The 18,509-nt window shown below is 65.6% G+C and carries 17 protein-coding genes and 1 tRNA gene; 12 read left to right on the top strand and 6 right to left on the bottom strand.

The window, feature by feature from the left end; genetic code table 11:
* Positions 1-26: 26 nt before the first annotated feature.
* The 5 genes from IEV83_RS04715 (at position 27) to IEV83_RS04735 (ending at position 3,905) form a co-directional block, all read left to right on the top strand.
* Positions 27-1,253 carry an FAD-dependent monooxygenase gene (locus IEV83_RS04715; protein WP_181758754.1) on the top strand — a complete coding sequence of 409 codons (1,227 nt, stop codon included), beginning with the start codon at positions 27-29 and terminating at the stop codon, positions 1,251-1,253.
* 109 nt (positions 1,254-1,362) lie between these two features.
* On the top strand, positions 1,363-2,109 hold the full coding sequence (locus IEV83_RS04720; protein WP_181758753.1) for a competence/damage-inducible protein A: 747 nt from the start codon (positions 1,363-1,365) through the stop codon (positions 2,107-2,109).
* Between the two features lie 13 nt (positions 2,110-2,122).
* On the top strand, positions 2,123-2,629 hold the full coding sequence (gpt, locus tag IEV83_RS04725) for a xanthine phosphoribosyltransferase (protein WP_181758752.1): 507 nt from the start codon (positions 2,123-2,125) through the stop codon (positions 2,627-2,629).
* A gap of 102 nt (positions 2,630-2,731) precedes the next feature.
* Entirely contained in the window at positions 2,732-3,100 is a 369-nt protein-coding gene (locus tag IEV83_RS04730) for a hypothetical protein (RefSeq protein WP_181758751.1), read from the top strand.
* Between the two features lie 97 nt (positions 3,101-3,197).
* Positions 3,198-3,905, top strand: coding sequence for a L,D-transpeptidase (locus tag IEV83_RS04735; protein ID WP_181758750.1), 708 nt, complete (start codon positions 3,198-3,200; stop codon positions 3,903-3,905).
* Positions 3,906-3,945: 40 nt separating this feature from the next.
* Here IEV83_RS04735 and sfsA read toward each other — a convergent pair whose 3' ends face one another.
* The 3 genes from sfsA to IEV83_RS04750 all read right to left on the bottom strand — a co-directional run bounded on the left by sfsA (position 3,946) and on the right by IEV83_RS04750 (position 6,419).
* Positions 3,946-4,653, bottom strand: a complete 708-nt coding sequence (sfsA, locus tag IEV83_RS04740) for a DNA/RNA nuclease SfsA (RefSeq protein WP_181758749.1) — start codon at positions 4,651-4,653, stop codon at positions 3,946-3,948.
* A gap of 121 nt (positions 4,654-4,774) precedes the next feature.
* Positions 4,775-6,220 (bottom strand): TrkH family potassium uptake protein, encoded by a 1,446-nt coding sequence (locus IEV83_RS04745; protein ID WP_244628070.1) that lies wholly within the window; start codon positions 6,218-6,220, stop codon positions 4,775-4,777.
* A gap of 113 nt (positions 6,221-6,333) precedes the next feature.
* Positions 6,334-6,419: transfer RNA gene (locus IEV83_RS04750), tRNA-Leu, on the bottom strand.
* Between the two features lie 309 nt (positions 6,420-6,728).
* Here IEV83_RS04750 and map point away from each other — a divergent pair.
* Together map and radC are read left to right on the top strand one after the other, a co-directional pair.
* On the top strand, positions 6,729-7,562 hold the full coding sequence (gene map, locus IEV83_RS04755; protein WP_181758748.1) for a type I methionyl aminopeptidase: 834 nt from the start codon (positions 6,729-6,731) through the stop codon (positions 7,560-7,562).
* A 62-nt stretch (positions 7,563-7,624) separates the two neighbouring features.
* Positions 7,625-8,371, top strand: coding sequence for a RadC family protein (gene radC / locus IEV83_RS04760; protein WP_209002975.1), 747 nt, complete (start codon positions 7,625-7,627; stop codon positions 8,369-8,371).
* Positions 8,372-8,444: 73 nt separating this feature from the next.
* Here radC and IEV83_RS04765 read toward each other — a convergent pair whose 3' ends face one another.
* Both IEV83_RS04765 and IEV83_RS04770 read right to left on the bottom strand, forming a co-directional pair.
* A complete protein-coding gene (locus IEV83_RS04765; RefSeq protein ID WP_181758746.1) occupies positions 8,445-9,848 on the bottom strand; it encodes an MFS transporter in 1,404 nt (467 codons plus the stop codon).
* Positions 9,849-10,162: 314 nt separating this feature from the next.
* Positions 10,163-10,687 carry a flavin reductase family protein gene (locus tag IEV83_RS04770; protein ID WP_181758745.1) on the bottom strand — a complete coding sequence of 175 codons (525 nt, stop codon included), beginning with the start codon at positions 10,685-10,687 and terminating at the stop codon, positions 10,163-10,165.
* Between the two features lie 400 nt (positions 10,688-11,087).
* Between IEV83_RS04770 and IEV83_RS04775 the strand changes: the two genes are divergently transcribed.
* The 4 genes from IEV83_RS04775 to IEV83_RS04790 all read left to right on the top strand — a co-directional run bounded on the left by IEV83_RS04775 (position 11,088) and on the right by IEV83_RS04790 (position 14,767).
* A complete protein-coding gene (locus IEV83_RS04775) occupies positions 11,088-11,609 on the top strand; it encodes a cupin domain-containing protein (protein ID WP_181758744.1) in 522 nt (173 codons plus the stop codon).
* Between the two features lie 116 nt (positions 11,610-11,725).
* The gene (locus IEV83_RS04780) at positions 11,726-12,025 is read left to right on the top strand and encodes a Dabb family protein (protein ID WP_181758743.1); all 300 of its coding nucleotides are present in this window, start codon (positions 11,726-11,728) and stop codon (positions 12,023-12,025) included.
* Positions 12,026-12,164: 139 nt separating this feature from the next.
* Positions 12,165-13,391: an acyl-CoA dehydrogenase family protein gene (locus IEV83_RS04785; protein ID WP_181758742.1), complete on the top strand. Its 1,227-nt coding sequence runs from the start codon at positions 12,165-12,167 to the stop codon at positions 13,389-13,391.
* A complete protein-coding gene (locus IEV83_RS04790) occupies positions 13,391-14,767 on the top strand; it encodes a carboxylesterase family protein (protein WP_181758741.1) in 1,377 nt (458 codons plus the stop codon). The genes IEV83_RS04785 and IEV83_RS04790 overlap by 1 nt, the downstream gene beginning before the upstream one ends.
* Here the strand turns inward: IEV83_RS04790 and IEV83_RS04795 are convergent.
* Complete coding sequence (locus IEV83_RS04795) at positions 14,740-15,609, bottom strand: PaaX family transcriptional regulator (protein ID WP_209002976.1); 870 nt, start codon at positions 15,607-15,609, stop codon at positions 14,740-14,742. The genes IEV83_RS04790 and IEV83_RS04795 overlap by 28 nt on opposite strands.
* 613 nt (positions 15,610-16,222) lie before the next feature.
* Between IEV83_RS04795 and IEV83_RS04800 the strand changes: the two genes are divergently transcribed.
* A complete protein-coding gene (locus tag IEV83_RS04800) occupies positions 16,223-18,508 on the top strand; it encodes a putative bifunctional diguanylate cyclase/phosphodiesterase (protein ID WP_181758739.1) in 2,286 nt (761 codons plus the stop codon).
* Position 18,509: the final 1 nt, after the last annotated feature.

An 18,509-nucleotide genomic window follows, 5' to 3' on the forward strand; every position in this document is an offset into this window, starting at 1 on the left:
GCGCAGCGGCCGGGAACCGTCACCAGATGTCAGCACCTGAAACCAGCCCGTCCCGACACGCCGATACGGCAGATCCTCACGATCGGCTGTTCATCGCCGGTGCCGGCATCGGCGGGCTGACCGCAGCCCTTTGCCTTGCGCGCGAAGGCCGCGCCGTCACCGTGCTGGAACGGGCGGAGAGCCTCGCCCCGGTCGGCTCCGGCCTGCAGCTTTCTCCCAATGCCATGCATGTGCTGCGCGGCCTCGGACTGGAAGAGGAGCTGCGCCGCCACGCCGTCGCGCCCGAAGCGATCCGCATCCTCTCCGCCCGCAGCGGCAAGGACCTTGCCCGCATTCCGCTCGGAGCCCATGCCGAGGCCCGCTACGGCGCGCCCTATCTGGTCATTCACCGGGGCAACCTGCAGGAAACGCTGCTGCGAGCAGCCCGCGCCTGCCCCGACATCACCTTGCGCCTCGGCGCGGACCTGCGTGACGCCCGGCAAAGCCCGGACGGTGTGACCCTCGACATCGAGACCGCCCATGGAAAGGATCATCTCTCCGGCGCCGCGCTGATCGGCGCCGATGGGGTCTGGTCCGTGACCCGGCGGCGGATCATGGGCCTGCGGCAAGCGGTGTTTTCCGGCCGCACCGCCTACCGGGCGGTGATCCCGATCGACACCATCCCCGAGGAATGGCGCAAGGTCACCGGCCTGTGGCTCGGCGCCGATGCCCATGTGGTGCATTACCCGCTCTCCGGCGGTCGCCAGTTCAACATCGTCGCCCTCGTCAAGGAAGACTGGCACGAGGAAACCTGGTCGGCCCCGGCCGCCCGCGCCGATCTGCTGGCCCGCTTCGAAGGCTGGCCGGCGGCCTGCCGCACCTTGCTGGAGCAGCCCGAAAGCTGGCTGAAGTGGGCGCTGTGCGGCATGGATCCGGGCATGAGCTGGATCAACGGCCGCTTTGCCCTGCTCGGCGACGCGGCCCATGCGATGCTGCCCTTCGCCGCCCAGGGCGCGGCCATGTCGATCGAGGATGGCGCGGCCATCGCCCGCAACCTCGCCCGCGCCGAAGATCCCGTCAAAGCGTTCCACGCTTATCAGTCAGAGCGCCAGGACCGGGCGGAACGGGTGCTGCGGCTCGCCCGCTCCAACGACCGGGTCTATCACCTGGGCGGCCCGCTTGCCCTTGCCCGCGACGCGGTGATGCGCTCCCTGCCGCCGGAACGGCTTCTCGCCCGCTTCGACTGGCTCTACGGCTGGCGCCCGCCGGAATGACGATGCGCCGTGACATCTTGAGCAGGCCGCCCGCTTCCGCTAAAGCCGGAGATCACGGGTCGGAAGGTCACCATCCGCCCTCATTGCAACCGTGGAGACCTGCGTGCCCATGACCGCCAGCGCCACTGAGGAAATCGTCACCGCCGGTTTCGTCGTCATCGGCGACGAGATCCTGTCCGGCCGGACCAAGGACAAGAACATCGGCACACTCGCCGATTTCCTGACCGAGATCGGCATCGACCTGTGCGAGGTGCGGATCGTTCCCGATATCGAGGAGCGGATCGTCGAGGCGGTCAACGCCCTGCGGCCGCGCTACACCTATGTCTTCACCTCCGGCGGCATCGGCCCGACCCATGACGACATCACCGCCGATGCGATTGCCCGCGCCTTCGGCGTCGGCATCGACTTCGACCCGCGCGCCATCGCCATTCTCGAAGCCTTCTATCCCGCAGGCGGCATGACCGATGCGCGCAAGCGCATGACCCGCATTCCCGACGGCGCCGAGCTGATCGAGAACAGCGTGTCCAAGGCGCCGGGGTTCCGCATCGGCAACGTGCATGTGATGGCCGGCGTGCCGGCGATCATGCAGGCCATGCTGGAGGCGATCCGCCCGACGCTGACCACCGGTCCGCGCCTTCAGTCGCGCGCGCTCGATGCCGACCTGCCGGAAAGCCGGATCGCCACCGCCCTGCGGGAAATCCAGTCCGCCCACCCCGGCGTGATGATCGGCTCCTACCCGCGCTCCAAGGACGGGCGCTTTTCCACGCAAGTCGTGGTGCGCGCTCGCGATACCGCCCTTCTCGACGCGGCCGCGCGCGATGTCGAAACCGCCATCGCCGCCGCCAGCGCCTCCTAAACAGGACAAATTCATGGAAAACCAGCAACCCAAGGCCTTTCCCGTTTCCTGGGACCAGTTCCACCGCGACAGCCGCGCCCTCGCATGGCGCCTGTCGGGTCAGGGCAAGTGGGAAGCCATCGTCTGCATCACCCGTGGCGGGCTGGTGCCGGCCGCCATTGTTGCCCGGGAGCTGGGCATCCGCATGATCGAGACCGTCTGCATCGCCTCCTATCACGACTACGAGGAACAGGGCGAACTGCAGGTCATCAAGTCCGTCGACAACCGGGTCATCAACCTGGATGGCGGCAAGGGCGCCAGCGTGCTGGTGATCGACGATCTGGTCGACACCGGCGGCACCGCCCGGGTGGTCCGCGAAATGCTGCCTGACGCCCATTTCGCGACCGTCTACGCCAAGCCCATGGGCCGGCCGCTGGTCGACACCTTCGTCACCGAGGTCTCCCAGGACACCTGGATCTACTTCCCCTGGGACATGGGCTGGCAATTCCAGCCGCCGATCGCGCACAGCACGCAAGGGTAGCGACAGAGCTTCCCGGCTGGCGCAAAGGTGATCCGCAGGCCGCGCAAAGGTGAAACCGCGCCCCTATTTCGGCACATTTGCAACGCCTATACCTGAGCGATGATGATCTTGCTTCGCCGCCGCTGGCGCGCCCTGACCCTGCTGCTCGTGCTGACCGCCCTGCTGAACGCAGGGGCGACGCATGCGCTTGCCCGGTCCACGGACGGGCTGGCGGCTGCGCCGGGACTCATCATCGCCCCAGAGGGCGACACCGAAAACGCCACCGACCGGGCCAATGCGGCGCGGCCGGAAGGAATGCTTACGCGGTCCATGACGACACAGCGCTGCAATGGCGGCCTCTGTGCACCGTTCCTGCCGGCGAGCGACGCCGGCCAGATCTCATTCCTGGCTCCGTCCCCCGTGTTCGAAGCCCGGCCCGACCGGGCGGGCCCGGCGCTGCCCCGCCCGGTTGCCACCCCACCTCCCCGGTGAGACCGGCGGGCAATCACCCGCTGGCCAGCATCACCGGCCCGCGCCACACCCAGCGGCTGCGCGTCGCTACCCCTTACCTTGATGAGCCTTTGATCCGATGATCCATATCGAAGACGCCGACACGCCTCGTCTCTCGCGCCGCGCGCTGATCACCGGCGCCGCCGCCAGCCTTGCGGTTGCCGGTTGCACCAACACCGAACGCCGCCTGCTGCCGGCCGAACCGGCCGGCCCGGTCCTCAGCCCCAAGGACCCCTACTACCTGTCGATGTACGGGCCGATGCCGGAAGAGAAATTCCCTGTGCCGGCCGTCAACCTGCGCCGCGTCGACCCAATCTACTATCGCCAGGTGGTCGACTACGCCACCTCCGAGCGGCCGGGCACGCTGGTGGTCGATACCCCCAACCGGTTTCTCTATCTGGTTCAGGAAAACGGCAAGGCCCTGCGCTATGGCGTCGGCATCGGCCGCGCCGGCTTCTCCTGGGGCGGACGGGCGCGGATCGCCTACAAGCGCGCCTGGCCGCGCTGGACCCCGCCGGCCGACATGATCCAGCGTCAGCCGGAGCTGGAGAAGTACCGCAACGGCATGGAGCCGGGCCTGCAAAACCCGTTGGGGGCACGCGCCCTCTACATCTTCCAGGGTGGCAAGGACACGATCTACCGGGTGCATGGCACGCTGGAGGAATGGACCATCGGCAAGGCGGTCTCTTCCGGATGCGTGCGGCTCCTGAACCAGGACGTGATCGACTTGGCCTCCCGCGTGCCGAACAACTCGCCGATCGTGGTCATCCAGGGCGGCGCCGCCTGACGTCATCCGTTCATGACAAACGCCGCCCCGAGACGTTTCGTCAAAGGGCGGCGACACTGACCAGCCGGTCGGCGACGATCTCCTGCGGCGTGACCCGGCAGCCGATGGCATAGGCTTCCACCCCGCGCCGCCGCGCCGCATCGAAGGCCGCGCCATAGGCCGGGTCGATGTCCCGCGCCAGCGATAGCCGCTCGCAATCGGGCCGCTGTACCAGATAGACCATCGCCGCCCGCGCGCCCTGGTCGACCATATCGGCCATCTCATCCAGATGCTTGGCCCCGCGTGCCGTCACCGAATCGGGAAATTCGGCAAGGCCGGGCGTGCGCATCAGGTGCACGTTCTTCACTTCCACATACGTCACGCCACCCGTCTCATCCTCCAAAAGGATGTCGATCCGGGAATTGCGGCCGTATTTCACCTCCCGGCGCAGGCCGGCGAAACCGGCGAGCTCGGGGATCAACCCGGCGTGGAGCGCCTCCTCCACCAGCCGGTTGGGATGGGCCGTATTGATGCCGACGAAGGCCCCATCCGCCTCGACGATCTCCCAGGAGTATTTCAGCTTGCGCTTGGGATTGTCCGATTGCGACAGAAAAACCCGCGCGCCCTCGTCCTTCAGCCCCAGCATCGCGCCCGGGTTCGCGCAATGGGCGGTGACCTCCTCACCGGTCCCGTCGAGCACCACATCGGCGAGGAACCGCTTGTAGCGGCGCAACAGCCGCCCGGGTATCAGGGGAGCGGGAAACAGCACGTGCGGGAACCTCCAGTGGGAAACATCGCCGAATCGCGACCGGCCAAGGCCCACCTTACGGCGTTTGCCGGCCGGTTGATGCGGCAATCGCCGCCGCCCCGGAGAGGTTTCCGGGAGACGATCAGCGCGACCAGAAATCCGGGTCGAGCAGCACCAGCACCGTGAACAGCTCCAACCGGCCCATCAGCATGGCGAAGGACAGGATCCATTTGGCGCCGTCCGGTAGGGAGGCGAAATTCCCCGACGGACCGATGATTGGGCCCAGCCCCGGCCCGACATTGCCGACGGCGGTCGCCGCGGCAGACAGCGCGGTCACCAGGTCCAGATCGAAGCTGGCGAGCATCAGGGTGATCACCCCGACCGTGCCCATGTAGACCACCAGGAAAGCCAGCACCGAGAAGGACAGTTCGCTGGTCAGCCGGGTCTTGCCGTATTCCTCTGCCAGCACCCGGTTCGGCCGGACCATGCGACGCAGATGCGCCCGGACGGTGCCGAAGAACACCAGGAAGCGGAACACCTTGATGCCGCCGGTGGTCGATCCGGTACAGCCACCGACGAATTTCAAAAGCAGGGCCAGAACGATGATCGGCGGCCCCCAGGTGGTGTAGTCGCCATAGGCGTAGCCTGTGCCGGTCACCACCGAGATCATGTTGAAGGTGGCCATTCGCAACGCGTCGCCGAACGGCACCCGGTGCTGCAGCCCCAGATAGACGGTCACCACCATGCAAACCAGTGCCACGAAGCCGAGAAACGCGCGCACCTGCGGATCGCGCCACAGGGCGATCGGCTGACCGCGTAGCGCCTGGATGATCAGCACGAACGGCAGCGAGCCGATCAGCATGAAGGTGATGGCGACCCAGGCCGTCACCGGATTGGCGAAATAGCCGAAGGACAGGTCATGGGTCGAGTAGCCGCCGGTGGCGATGGTGGTGAAGGCATGATTGACCGCGTCGAAGACGCTCATGCCGGTGCCCCAGAAGGCCAGCGCGCACATCACGGTCAGGAACAGATAGGACACGCCGATCAGCCGCACCAGCTCGATGGAGCGGGCGACGATCTTCTCGCTCCGGTCCGAGTTCTCGGTCTGGAACAGCTGCATGCCGCCGATCCGCAGGAACGGCAACAGCACGATCGCCATGACGATGATGCCGACCCCGCCCATCCACTGCATCAGCGAGCGCCAGACAAGAAGCCCGGGCGGCAAGCCGTCGAGACCGGAGAGCACGGTGGAACCGGTGGTGGTGAAGCCGGACACCGCCTCGAACACCGCGTCCGCATAGCCGACGCCGAGCCAGAGAAACGGCAGCGCGCCGAAGGCCGGCAGCGACATCCACGCCAGGGTCGTCAACACAAAGGTCTGCCGCATGTTGAGGCCTTCGGCCAGCGCACCGCCGACCGCGACCGACAGCAACAGGCCGACCAGTCCGGTGACCAGCGACGACATGACGAAGGCCTGCCAGTCCGCATTGCGGGCGGCGACGTCGACAATCGCCGGAATCAGCATGGCGGTCGCCAGCCCCACATAAAGGAAGCCGAGAACGTTCAGCACAGGGCGCAATGAAATCACGTCCGGATCGTCCCTCGTCGTCTACATGCCGCCAAGCGAAGCATGTCGCCCGAACCGATTGCCATTGCCACCAGCGTGGCTGTTGAAACTGTCCGCCCGGCTGGGCGGGCACCTGGTGCGGACGGCGGGACTCGAACCCGCACGGCGCATGGCCGAGGGATTTTAAGTCCCTTGTGTCTACCGGTTCCACCACGTCCGCGCGTCTCCTGCCTACCCGCAGGACGCCCCCCGCGCAAGAGGCAGGAGCACCACGTCCGCGACAAGGAAATAAGGCCGCACCGCCCTTCAACCCGATTGCACCTCCCGCATCGCCGATTTATGGCTATATAGAAGGGACACTCTGGCGCTCCCGCAACGCGCTCGCAGCGGCCTCGCGACACGAGGTCCGCGCCCGAAATCCGGGTGAAGGCCCGATAACCGGGTGAAGGAACGCGGTTCCACCGAAGGCGGCACGCCTTTTTGCGGAACGCAAGCGCTCGCCAGGCAACAGACAGCACACGGGATCACGATGGTCACTTACATTGACGCCGCGACGGCACCGCTGAAGAACACCGGGCAGATCCGGCTTTACGGACCGGAGGATTTCGAGGGCATGCAGCGGGCCGGACAATTGACGGCCAGGTGCCTCGATGCGCTGGTGGATTTCGTCGTCCCCGGCGTCACCACCAACCAGATCGACGCCTTCGTCTTCGACTTCGGCGCCCAGCACAACGCGATCCCGGCAACGCTGAACTATCGCGGCTATACCAAGTCCTGCTGCACCTCGATCAACCATGTGGTCTGCCATGGCATCCCCAACGACAAGCCGCTGAAGGAAGGTGACATCGTCAACATCGACGTCACCTACATCCTCGACGGCTGGCATGGCGATTCCAGCCGCATGTATGCCGTGGGCAAGCCGAAGCGCGCCGCCGAACGGCTGATGGACGTGACCTACCAGTCGCTCCTGCGCGGCATCGAGGCCGCCCGCCCGGGCAACACCACCGGCGACATCGGCGCGGCGATCCAGACCTATGTGGAAGCGGAGCGCTGCTCGGTGGTGCGCGATTTCTGCGGCCATGGGGTCGGGCGGCTGTTTCACGACATGCCGAACATCCTGCATTACGGGCGCCCGGGCGAGGGCGTGGAGCTGAAGCCGGGCATGATCTTCACCATCGAGCCGATGGTGAATCTCGGCCGGCCGCATGTGAAGGTTCTGTCCGACGGCTGGACGGCGGTCACCCGTGATCGCTCGCTGACGGCGCAATACGAGCATTCGATCGGCATCACCGCCGATGGCTGCCAGATTTTCACCCTGTCGCCGGCAGGGCTGGACAATCCGGTAGATCGCCCGGCAAGCTGAGGACCCGCTGCGGATGATGATCCAGATGCGGGCATCACCTCCGGCTGGCCCTTCCGAGAAGGATGTCCCCGCCCAGCCCTGCCTCACGGAGACCGGCCATGAGCGAGGATGACAGCGGATTTGCCGAAGCCGCCGGTCAGCCGCATTACCATGGCCATCGCGACCGGCTGCGCCAGCGGTTTCGCGATGGCGGGCACGAGGCCTTGCAGGATTACGAACTGCTGGAGCTCTTGCTGTTCGCGCCGATCAAGCGGGCGGACACCAAGCCGATCGCCAAGGCGCTGATCGCCCGCTTCGGCTCCTTCGCCGAGGTACTCGCCGCCCCGCCTGCCCGGCTCAAGGAGGTGCGCGGTGTCGGCGACCGGGTGGTTCACGACCTGAAGCTGGCCCATGCGGCGGCGGAGCGTTTCCTGCGGGTGAAGGTCCAGGGCAAGCGGGTGCTCTCCTCCTGGTCCGCCGTGCTGGACTATGTGCGCACGGCCATGGCCTTTTCCGATCGCGAGGAATTCCGCATCCTGTTCCTGGACAAGAAGAACGCGCTGATCGCCGACGAGGTGCAGCAGCGCGGCACGGTCGACCATACGCCGGTCTATCCGCGCGAGGTGCTGAAGCGGGCGCTGGAGCTGTCCGCCAGCGCCATCGTGCTGGTCCACAACCATCCATCCGGCGACCCGACGCCCTCGCGTGCCGACATCCAGATGACCAATCAAATCGCCGAGATCGCCAAGCCGCTCGGCATCGTCCTGCACGACCACATCATCGTCGGACGCGAGGGCCACGCCAGTTTCCGCGGGCTGCAACTGCTGTAGGAAGACCGGCCGGCTCCGAAGAACCGGCCGGCCCACACCGAGCCATCAGTTCGGTTGCGTTTCCCGCCCGCCGTCAGGCTGCGGGGCGCTCGGCAAGGCTGACGCCAGAGAGATCGGCCTCCTCCACGCTGTCATCGCTCAGATCCTTGCCGTTGGTTTCCGGCGACACCACGGTGGCGACCAGAACCAGGAAACAGAGCACGATCAGATAGATTTCAAACAGCCAGGGCTGCCCTGAGGAATAGAGCCATGCCTGCAGGTAGGGCGCGGTTCCGCCGGTCACGGCGCCCGCGACCGAGAACGGCAGCCCCATTGCCACGGCGCGGATATGGGTTGGGAACTGCTCGGGGAAAAATGCCGGCATGATTGCGGTCGGCGCCGAGATCAGCAGCATGCCGACGCCCATGTAAACGGCAAGGCGCCAGATCTCACCCTCGCCGCCCGACAGGATCAGCGACAGCGGGATGATGGCGATCATCGACCCGATCGAGAAGACATACCAGTTCAGCTTCCGGCCATAGCGGTCCGAGATGCGGCCCCAGGCCATAAGGCAGAGAATGAAGAAGATGTTGGCGGCCACGCCGACCCACATCACCGGCCCGGGATCCATGCCGAGGGCCCCGATGGCGAAGGTCGGAGCCATCACCGCCCACACGTAGTAGAGAACCGTACCGCCGGCGGAAAGCGCGAAGATGCGCAGACACGCCCGGCGATACTTCCACACATTGGCCCAGCCTCCTTGACGCGCGGCGCGCCCCGGTACGGCCGCCGCCCGCTCGGCCGCCTCGGCCTTGGCGCGGAACATGGGCGTCTCATCCAGATGGCGACGCAGGTAAAGCGCATAGACCCCGAGAACGCCGCCGATCACGAACGGGATACGCCAGGCCCACTCCTCGACCCCGCTCGCCCCGACGGTGCTGGTCAGCCCCGCGCCGAGCGCGGTGGCGGACATGACGCCGATGGTCACGAAGACAAACACGGTCGAGGACCACGCCCCCCGCCTGTTCGCCGGCGCCATCTCGGTGACATAGGTGAAGGAAGAGACGACCTCACCGCCGTGTCCAAACCCTTGCAGCAGACGGCCCAGGAGAAGGAAAACGGCCGCAGTGGCACCAATGCTGCCGTAGGTGGGCGAGATGCCGATGAGCAGGCTTCCCGCCGCCGTCAGGAGCATGGCGAAGGTCATCGCGGGACGGCGTCCGCGACGGTCGGCGAACCAGCCGAAAAACACCCCGCCCAGCGGGCGCATGAAAAATCCGGCGGCGAAGATCGCCAGCGTTCCCAGCAGATCCGTCAGCGGATCGTCACTGCGGAAGAACTGACGCGCGAAATACGGCGCGAAGATCGAATACGCCGCCCAATCGTACCATTCGAGCGCGTTGCCGACACCGACGCCGACAATGATCTTGCGCTTCTCGCGGCCGCTCGGCGGCGCGGACGAAACAGAGGTCTGAGTGCGTGAAGTAGCTGTTGTCATAGCATGTCTCCATGACCTGAAGGCAAAGGACCACGAGCGCTCCCCGGTCCCGCAAGCGATAGGCGGCGGGGCACCGGACAGCCGAGCGACAGCGCTCCCGCCAAAGGCAGGTGACGCGCGGCACACAGGCGCGCGGAAATCCGATTGACGTGATGGTGGGAAAACAGGCGACGCACCGCCCAGCGCACGCTGGTGCCAAAGACGACAAAGCCGGTCAGGCAACCGCCCCGGAAACGGATACTCCGGGATGCCTGTCAGGCAGATCTTTGCCGCCCGCCGGCGCGCGTCACGCCTTCTCCCACGCGCGCGTGACGCTACTGCGCCGTCATCCCCGCCGGTTCCATGGCGAGTTGCGTGAACCGGGAGCCGTGAAACACCAGCGGCGCGGTTTCTCTTGCCACGTGAAGGTCGTGAATGAACAGCAGGACGGCATCGTGATCGCCCGTCGCATGCACATCATGGACACTGCATTCGAAATAGGCGGCAGACCCCAGGATGCGGATCGCCCCTGTCGGGCTTGCAACTCTCTCAACGCCGGAAAAACGCTCCGATCTGTCGCGCCCCGCCAGTTGCCGGCAGGTTTCCGCATGATCCGCACCGAGGATCGAGACGCCAATGCGCTCGGCCCGGGACAACAAGGACCACGTGGACGACGATTTCTGAACGAAAACTGCGGCAAGCGGCGGGTCCAGCGAAACCCCGACCGTGAAACTCGATGCCACCAGGACCTGTGGTTCCCGGTCGATCTCCGCCGCCAGGGCCGCGACCCCGGACGGGAAATGGCTGAACGCCTCCCGCAACCTCTGCTGCCCAATGGCAGACACCAACGCGACAGTCATGATGAATTTCCTCCTCCTCGAACTCCCATGCTCCCGGCGCCAAGCCGCCCCCGCGAGCAGTCAAAATTCACTCCGAAGTTTTTGCGGGCGTCAGATTTTTACAACCCTACAACCCACTCCTGCGTGTCCCGTTCCACGGAGCGCAGGACGACTTGGAACGCCAGATCCAAAAAGCTCACCCGGCAAGATGATCTCCGCACCCGCATCTTCGCGAGCTGCATCGCAGAAGCGAATTCCTGGATCTGCCTACGGAACGCCTTGCAACCCGCCCCTCCTCAAGAGCAGCCTGGCAAGCCGAACGTTCGATAGTTTAAGTCTAATATATCATTTAATTTGCGTTCGCAATATTTTTGACATATTAAAAACGGACGCCGATTGGCGGCGGAGGAGAGGAGAAGCCATGACCACCGACCCCACAAAGCCGGAAAACCGAATCTTCGTGATCCGCGAGGCGGAGCGAGAAAACCTCTGGTTCCTTGGCGATCTCATCCAGCCGATCATCACGACGCAGATGACAGAGGGCCGTTTTCAGCTCGCCCTGACTCGCTCGAAGGTCGGGTCGGAACCGCCGCTGCATGAACACAATGGAGAGGATGAGATCTTCTACCTTCTGGAAGGGAAGATCTCCTTCTGGTCGGCCGATGCCGCCGTCACGCTGGGGCCGGGCGACTGCATTCTCATGCCCAAGGACGTGCCGCACGTCTTCCAGGTCGACCCGGATTCGGAAGCGAAATGGTTGGTCATGTCCGCCCCCGGAGGCCTTGACGAGTTCTTCCGGGCGGTGGCCATCCCCGCCGACTACGCCGCACCGCAGGCGGGATGGAAGATGGACGAGGCCACGGAAAAGCGCCTTGCCGATGCCTGCGATCGCTTTGGCATCACGCTGATCGGCCCTCCCGGCACCCGCCCCCAGGCGATCTGATCGCTCCGGAAAACATCAGCGCGCCGGGGGAGCGACCTCCGGCGCGCTGCATCTTGGGAGGATGTCGTGGCACGTCCTCCCGACGGAGGCCCCACGCCAAAGACGGGTTCGATCTCATGTACACCCATATCGTCCTGCTGCAGCTGTCCGGACTGGACGCGGATTTTCACAGCAAGACCGAGGCGCTCATCTCAGAGCTGAAAGAAGAGCTTCCTTTCGTCCGTAGCTACGCTTTCGTGAGGAACGAGGCGCGCCGGTCGTCAGGATACGACTGGGCGATCCTGTCCAGCTTCGACACGGCGGCGGACCATGAGCGCTATCAGGCGTCTCGGATGCACCGAAGAATTCAGGACTTCATGGAGCGCTACATCGACGGGCTCATCGTCTGCGATGCCGCGACCGCCCCGGCGCCCTAGGGTCTGGACCGACATTTCCAAACCACTGTGACCGGGGGCCTCGGGGAGAGGACCGCATCGCGGCGAAGGACCGTCGCCCCCAGCCATTTTCATCAAACCCGGCGCTTGGCGCCGGAGACGTTGCGACAGGAGGAACACAATGTCTCACGCTCTTGCTTCCCAGCTCAGCCCTGTGACCATGCGGCACGCCCCCTCGGCTGAGGACACCGCCCGTATTGTCGAGAACATCCATCGGATCGGCCCGCTGCTGCGTGAAAACGCGCTGCTCGCCGATCGCAATCGGGTCCTGCCTCAGGAGAGCGTCGACGCGCTGGAAACGACCGGCGCCTGGCGCATCTCGACCCTGAAGCGCTATGGCGGGGAAGAGGGCGGCGCCTCCATGCTTCTTGAGGTGGCAAGGGCGGTTGGCTACTACGACCCGGCGGCAGCCTGGTGCGTGGTGATTTCCAACGGCTCCGTCATGCTGGCCAATCGTTTCAGCGACGAGGCGCTGGACGAGGTCTTCGCCGATGGCCCGGTCCGAGCCGCCTCGATCTTCGCCCAGCCCCAGGGGACGGCCGTCCCCGACGGCGATGGATGGCGGATCAACGGGAAATGGCCCTTCGCCTCCAACAGCTCCCATTCCGAATGGGCGCTCGGCATTCTCTTCATCAAACGCGATGCGGAAAGCGAGCCCCAGGTCGGCTTTGTCCTGATGCGGCGCGGCGAGTACGAGGTCAACGACACCTGGTTCACCCTCGGCATGCGCGGCACCGGCTCCAACACCATGGTTGCGGAGGATCTGTGGGTTGCCAACAACCGCGTGATCACCTTCGAGGATCTCATGGGCACCGGGCCGGAGCGTGACCCGCACGCCACCTTCGGCCGCCGACTGACCCCGCATCTGGCGATGTCGACCACAATCCAGTCTCCGTCGCTCGGCGCCGCCTATGCCGCCCTCGACTACGTGACGGAGATGTCCCACAAACGCGGCATCACCTACACCTGCTACGCCAAGCAGACCGACTCCGGCGCATTCGTCCAGAACCTTGGAGCCGCCAGCATCAAGATCGATGGCGCACGGCTCTTGCTGGAGCGGGCGGCAGCCCAGATCGACGCCGCCGCATCCGGCACCGACCCCATTCCGCTTGCGGTGCGCGCCCGTCACCGCGCCGGGATCGGCCACGCCGGACATGAGCTCGTCGACGCGGTGAATGACCTGTGCTGGCTCCATGGCACCGCCGCCTTCGCCGAGAACAGCCTGCTTGGCCGCATGTGGCGCGACATCAACACCGGGACCCGCCACGCCTCGATCACCGCACCGATGGGCTACGAGTTGCACGGCAACGGACAGACCGGCACCGACTACATTTCCCTGAAGCTCTAATGGCTGACCGTCCCGGACGTCCCTCCGCGCGCCTGCAACACGATGGCGTGAAAGTCGATGCGTGGTACGGGCTGAGATACGCGCAAACGCCTGCCCGGTTCGCGCCCCCCGCACCAGCGGGGGGGCGACTGGAGGTGGAGACGCTGAGTGAGGTCCCCATCTTCCCCCAGCGTCCCAGCCGGCTGGCGGCGGCCATGGGGACCGGACGCCCCAACCCGCAAGCCGAAGACGCCTTCTTTGCCAATGTCTGGGCGCCCTCGGACGCGCAAGGCTTGCCGGTCCTGCTCTTTGTCCATGGCGGTGCCTGGATGACCGGTGGCGGCGCGATGGACTGGTACGATGGCCAGGTTCTGGCTTCCAAAGGCCTTGTCGTTGTCACGGTCAATTATCGCCTGGGCGCGCTCGGCCACCTGGGGCGAAGCGATGCCCATGCGCTGCCGCTGCCGGCCGCCGATCTGCTACAGGCGTTGCTCTGGCTGCGGGACCGCGTTCACAGCTTCGGCGGCGATCCGGATCGCGTCACCGTGGCCGGACAATCGGCGGGTGGCTGGTACGCCCATCTGCTCTCGGTTCTGCCGCAAGCGCACGGATTGCTCCATCGCGTCAGCCTGATGAGCATGGGGACGCGGCGCCCGTGGTCGCCGCGACGGCAGGCGGATGTCACCCGCAAGGCATCAAAATACCTCGGCGCGGCGGAGATCGCCCATGCGCCCGTGGACGAGGTGATGCGCGCGGGACTTCAGGCGCTCGCCGCCACAGCCGCGCCCCCTGCCCTCGGGCACGCCCCTTCCGCCTTCCTGCCCGTCGCCAGCGCGGCGGTTCCGGACCGGTTGCTCAACCCGGCATGGGCCGCCAAGGCGTGCCATGCCGAGGCGGTCAGTCTGCGCACGACGGCGGATGAGAGCGCCATGTTCCTCTTCACATCGCCGAACCACAAAAACGCGACCCAAGCGCAGGTCAACGAAGCCCTGTCGGCCTGGGCGCCTGAAGATCTGCCTGCCGCGCTTTGCCCTGATGGGGCTTACGCCGGCGCGGCAAGCGGCCTTTCACCCTATCGCCAGCTTGTCGCCGCCTCCTCCTGGCGCCAGTTCCAGCGGTTTCCGGCACAGTACCACGCGGCCTTGCGCGAAAAGGGCCGTCGCTCCCAGCTGGAGATCTTCACGGAAGAGAGCGCCATGCCGGGCCTGCACAGCGGCCATTGCCTCGATCTGCCGTTTCAGTTCGGCCGGCGATGTGCCTGGGACGATGCCCCGATGCTGCAAGGGTGTGATGCGGAACGATTCGAAGCGATCTCCCGCCGGCTGATCGGCAGCCTGGTTGCCTTCGTCACGGGAGAGGCGCCGCGCGATCAGGCGCCGATGACCTCATCGACATAGCGTTCCGACATCGGCTTCAGCACCCGGTTGAGATCGGCGAAAACCCTGCGGGCGGTTATGCCGATCCAGTCGGAGGGCAACAGCTCGGGCGGCAGGCCGGGATCGAGAAACGGCAGGCGGCGCCATTGGGTCACCATCGGCACATAAAGGCGGAAGGCCTCGCGCTGGGCCTCCTTGCCATCGGGCGGCAACGACGTCCAGCGCGCCACCTCCGGCTCAAACGCATCGAGGAAAGCCCGGTAGTCGCTGGCCAGTTCGTCGAGATTCCACCACCGGGCAACCTTGGCCCGCAAATCGCCGGAGCCGATCGGCTCGGAGACGAAGAATTCGACATAGTCGGCCAGATCATGCTCCCGCATGTATTCGAGCGCTTCCCGGCGCAGGCGGATGGGGGCAATGCACAGACCGGGGGCAACCGTGCCGAAGCCCATCCGCGCCAGCCCGGCACGAATCTTGTGGCGTTTCCTACGCTCGCTTTCCGGAACCGAAAACGAGGCCAACAGCCACGGATCGCCGATACTCGCCGCGCGCGGACAGAAGATGCGCTCGTCGCCCGCCACCATGTGCGGCTCAAGATCGCTTGAGAGCATGTAGCCATTGGCTCCGCCGATCTTCTGGCTTGCTAGCACCCCTTTCGTCTTCAGCCGGGAAATCGAGGAGCGCACGCTGGCGGGCTCGTAGCCGAGCTCGGAAAGAAGCCGCACCAATGCGGCAACCGGTATGACCTTGCCAGCGGGCCGGCCGTAAAGGCCGAACACCGTCACGATATACCGATGGTGCGCCGGCTGTTCGTGGCCACCAGGTTCCCGTCCGGCAAGGATTTCATCGACGGCGCTCGACACACCATTCTCCTGTCTGCGTGCTCCCGCCCCGGCAATGCCAGACCTGCTCTGAGCTGACCTGCCCGGCGCGCCCCTCACCTGACCAAGCTCGTGGGAAAGGCGCAACCTGCTGCCCACGCGGGAGAACATGGCTGAAACTCATCTCGTTGTTGCACTAATCGCTCACGGCCGCGAATGCCAGACCCTGCGAGGCGCAAACCGAATTCCCCCCAAGGGAAGCGACCGGCCTTCTCCCGCCACGCACCGCCGGAAAAGCACCCGCCTTTTTAGGGTCCAGACCCATAGATGAGGCTGACATGGCATGGGAAATGGCAAGAGATTGCGAGGAAGGGCGTGCGCAGCGGGCTTGTTGCCCGGTCAAACGCGCTGACGACGCAGGGTGAAGCCATTTCCATGTCCTGCAGGATTTGACCGGATTGCGCCTGCTCTCACGTCGCGAAAGGCTTGAAAATGAACCACATTTCCTGCGCTTCCGCTTCTTGATCAGAAGCAATCCGCCTCAAACCATTTCGAGCTCATTTATGAGTCTGGACCCTAAACAGAGGTTAACCACGCCTCCACGCTAATTGTTAAAACTACCATGCAACCTTGCCGACACTCAGGTGAGGTCTGGATGACGCCCAAGTTTGCAAATGACGGCACGCGCCTGGCGAATACCATCCTGTTCCCGGTTGTGGGACTGGTGTTCGTCGCCATCGCGTTTTCCGTGACACTGATCATCTACACGTCGCGATCGGCCGATATCGCTGCCATGCACAGCGAACGGGACCTCTTGCGCGGCAGCACCCGCCTGCAGCTCCAGAAGATGGCCAAGGAGCAGGAAGGGGTCGCTATCTGGGATCAGACCTTTGTTCATTCCCGGCCCGAAAGCCTCGACAGCGCCTGGCTCGACATCAACATCGGCCGCTGGCTGTTCCAGAACCACGGCCATGAACGCACGCTGGTGATTGGAGAGGACCGGTCTGTGATCTACAGCGCCGCCAACGGCCTGTGGCAGCGCCCCGCGGACACTGGCAAACTCGTTGAGGCGATCTGGCCGCTGATCGCCCGCACGCGGGCCCGCTACATCAATGGCTACACCCGGCTTTCCTCTGGCATGCAGGTTCTGGAACGCCCCGCCGCCGGCTTCACCCGCTCGATCCACGAGATGGGCTTCGTCGCACTCGATGACGCCCCCGCCCTCGTCTCCGTGACGGCCATTGCCCCGGAGGTGAAACGCTTCGTCGCCAGCCGCCGCCCGCCCGCCGTGCTGGTCAGCATCAAGAAGCTGGACGCAAGCCGCCTGGAAGCCCTGGCCCGCATGTCGAGCATCGACCGGCTTCAGGTTGCCTCCTCGGCGGCTTCCTCACTCCCCTCCGTCCCGCACGAGACCGGCACATATATACTGAAAGATCCCCGGGGACAGATCGCCGGCCGGCTGGTCTGGCGCTCGGCAACGCCCGGTTCGGCGATCCTGTCCGGTGTCGGCCCGGTTCTGTTGCTGCTCGCCGCCGCCATCGCCACGCTCACCGGGCTGGTGCTGTTCTACATCCGCCAGACCACCCGCCGCCTTGCCCGCAGCGAGGCCAGCGCCCAGCACGCGGCGATGCATGACGGCCTGACCGGTCTCGCAAACCGGGATTTCTTCGCCGTCCGCTTTCGCGAGGAACTGGCCGAATGGCAGAAAGCCAATGGCGCGATTGGCGTGATCTACGTCGATCTCGATCACTTCAAGGACATCAACGACACCCTGGGCCATGCCGCCGGCGACGAGGTCATTCGCGAGGCGGCGCGGCGGCTTCGCATTCTCGTTCCCGACAATGCCACCATCGCCCGTATCAGCGGCGATGAATTCGCCCTGCTCTTGCCCGGCTGCCCCGGCCGCAAGGCATTGGAGGCGGTTCTGAAGCGCATGCAGAGCCGCTTCGCCGTGCCGATGTACATCGGCGGAAGCCATCTTTACATCAGCCTCAGCGCCGGCGCCGCGATCGCGCCGGAGGACAGCCTGTCGATGGGTGAGCTCCTGCGCAAGGCCGACATCGCCCTTTACGCGGCAAAGGCGGACGGGCGCGGCCGCTGGGCCTTCTTCGAACAGAGCATGGAAGAGCAGGTACGCACCCGCGAGAACCTCGCCCACGCGCTACGCCGCGCCATCGACACCGAAAGTCTGCATGTGCTGTACCAGCCGCAAACCACCATCGACGGGCGCACCGTGCTGTCCGTCGAGGCGCTGCTGCGCTGGACCGATCCGGACATGGGCGCGATCAGCCCCAGCGTGTTCGTGCCGATTGCCGAGGAAACCGGCCTGATCAACGACCTTGGCCTTTATGTGCTGCGTCAGGCCTGCACCGACGCAAGGGCCTGGCCGCATCTCGGCCTTGCCGTCAACGTCTCCCCGACCCAGTTCCGCCATCCCCGCTTCATCGACGACCTGCGGGAAACGCTGGAGCAGGCAGGCTTCGACCCCGCGCGGCTGGAAATCGAGGTGACCGAGACGGTCTTCGCCACCAGCAGCCCGGAGGTCATGGAAACCCTGACCCGGGTGCAGGAGATGGGCGTGCGCGTGGCACTCGACGATTTCGGCGTCGGTTACTCCAGCCTCAGTTACTTGCGCCGGTTTCCGTTCGACACGCTCAAGATCGACCGCAGCTTCATCGCCGATCTCGAAATCGGCGCCCATGCCCATTCGATCCTGTCGACAATCATCGACCTGGGCGAGGCGCTTGGCATGAAGGTGGTCGCGGAAGGCATTGAAACGGCGCACCAGGTGGCGATCCTGCAGCGCACCAATTGCGACAAGCTGCAAGGATTTTTCATGTCCCGGCCGGTACCACCGGAACAGATCCGTGGGGTCGAGGACCGACTGGCAGCCGCGCAGCCGGATGCCGCCACCGGCCCCGCCCTGACCATCAGCGCCTGAG

Source organism: Stappia taiwanensis (genome assembly GCF_014635285.1).
GTDB classification, from domain to species: Bacteria; Pseudomonadota; Alphaproteobacteria; order Rhizobiales; family Stappiaceae; genus Stappia; species Stappia taiwanensis.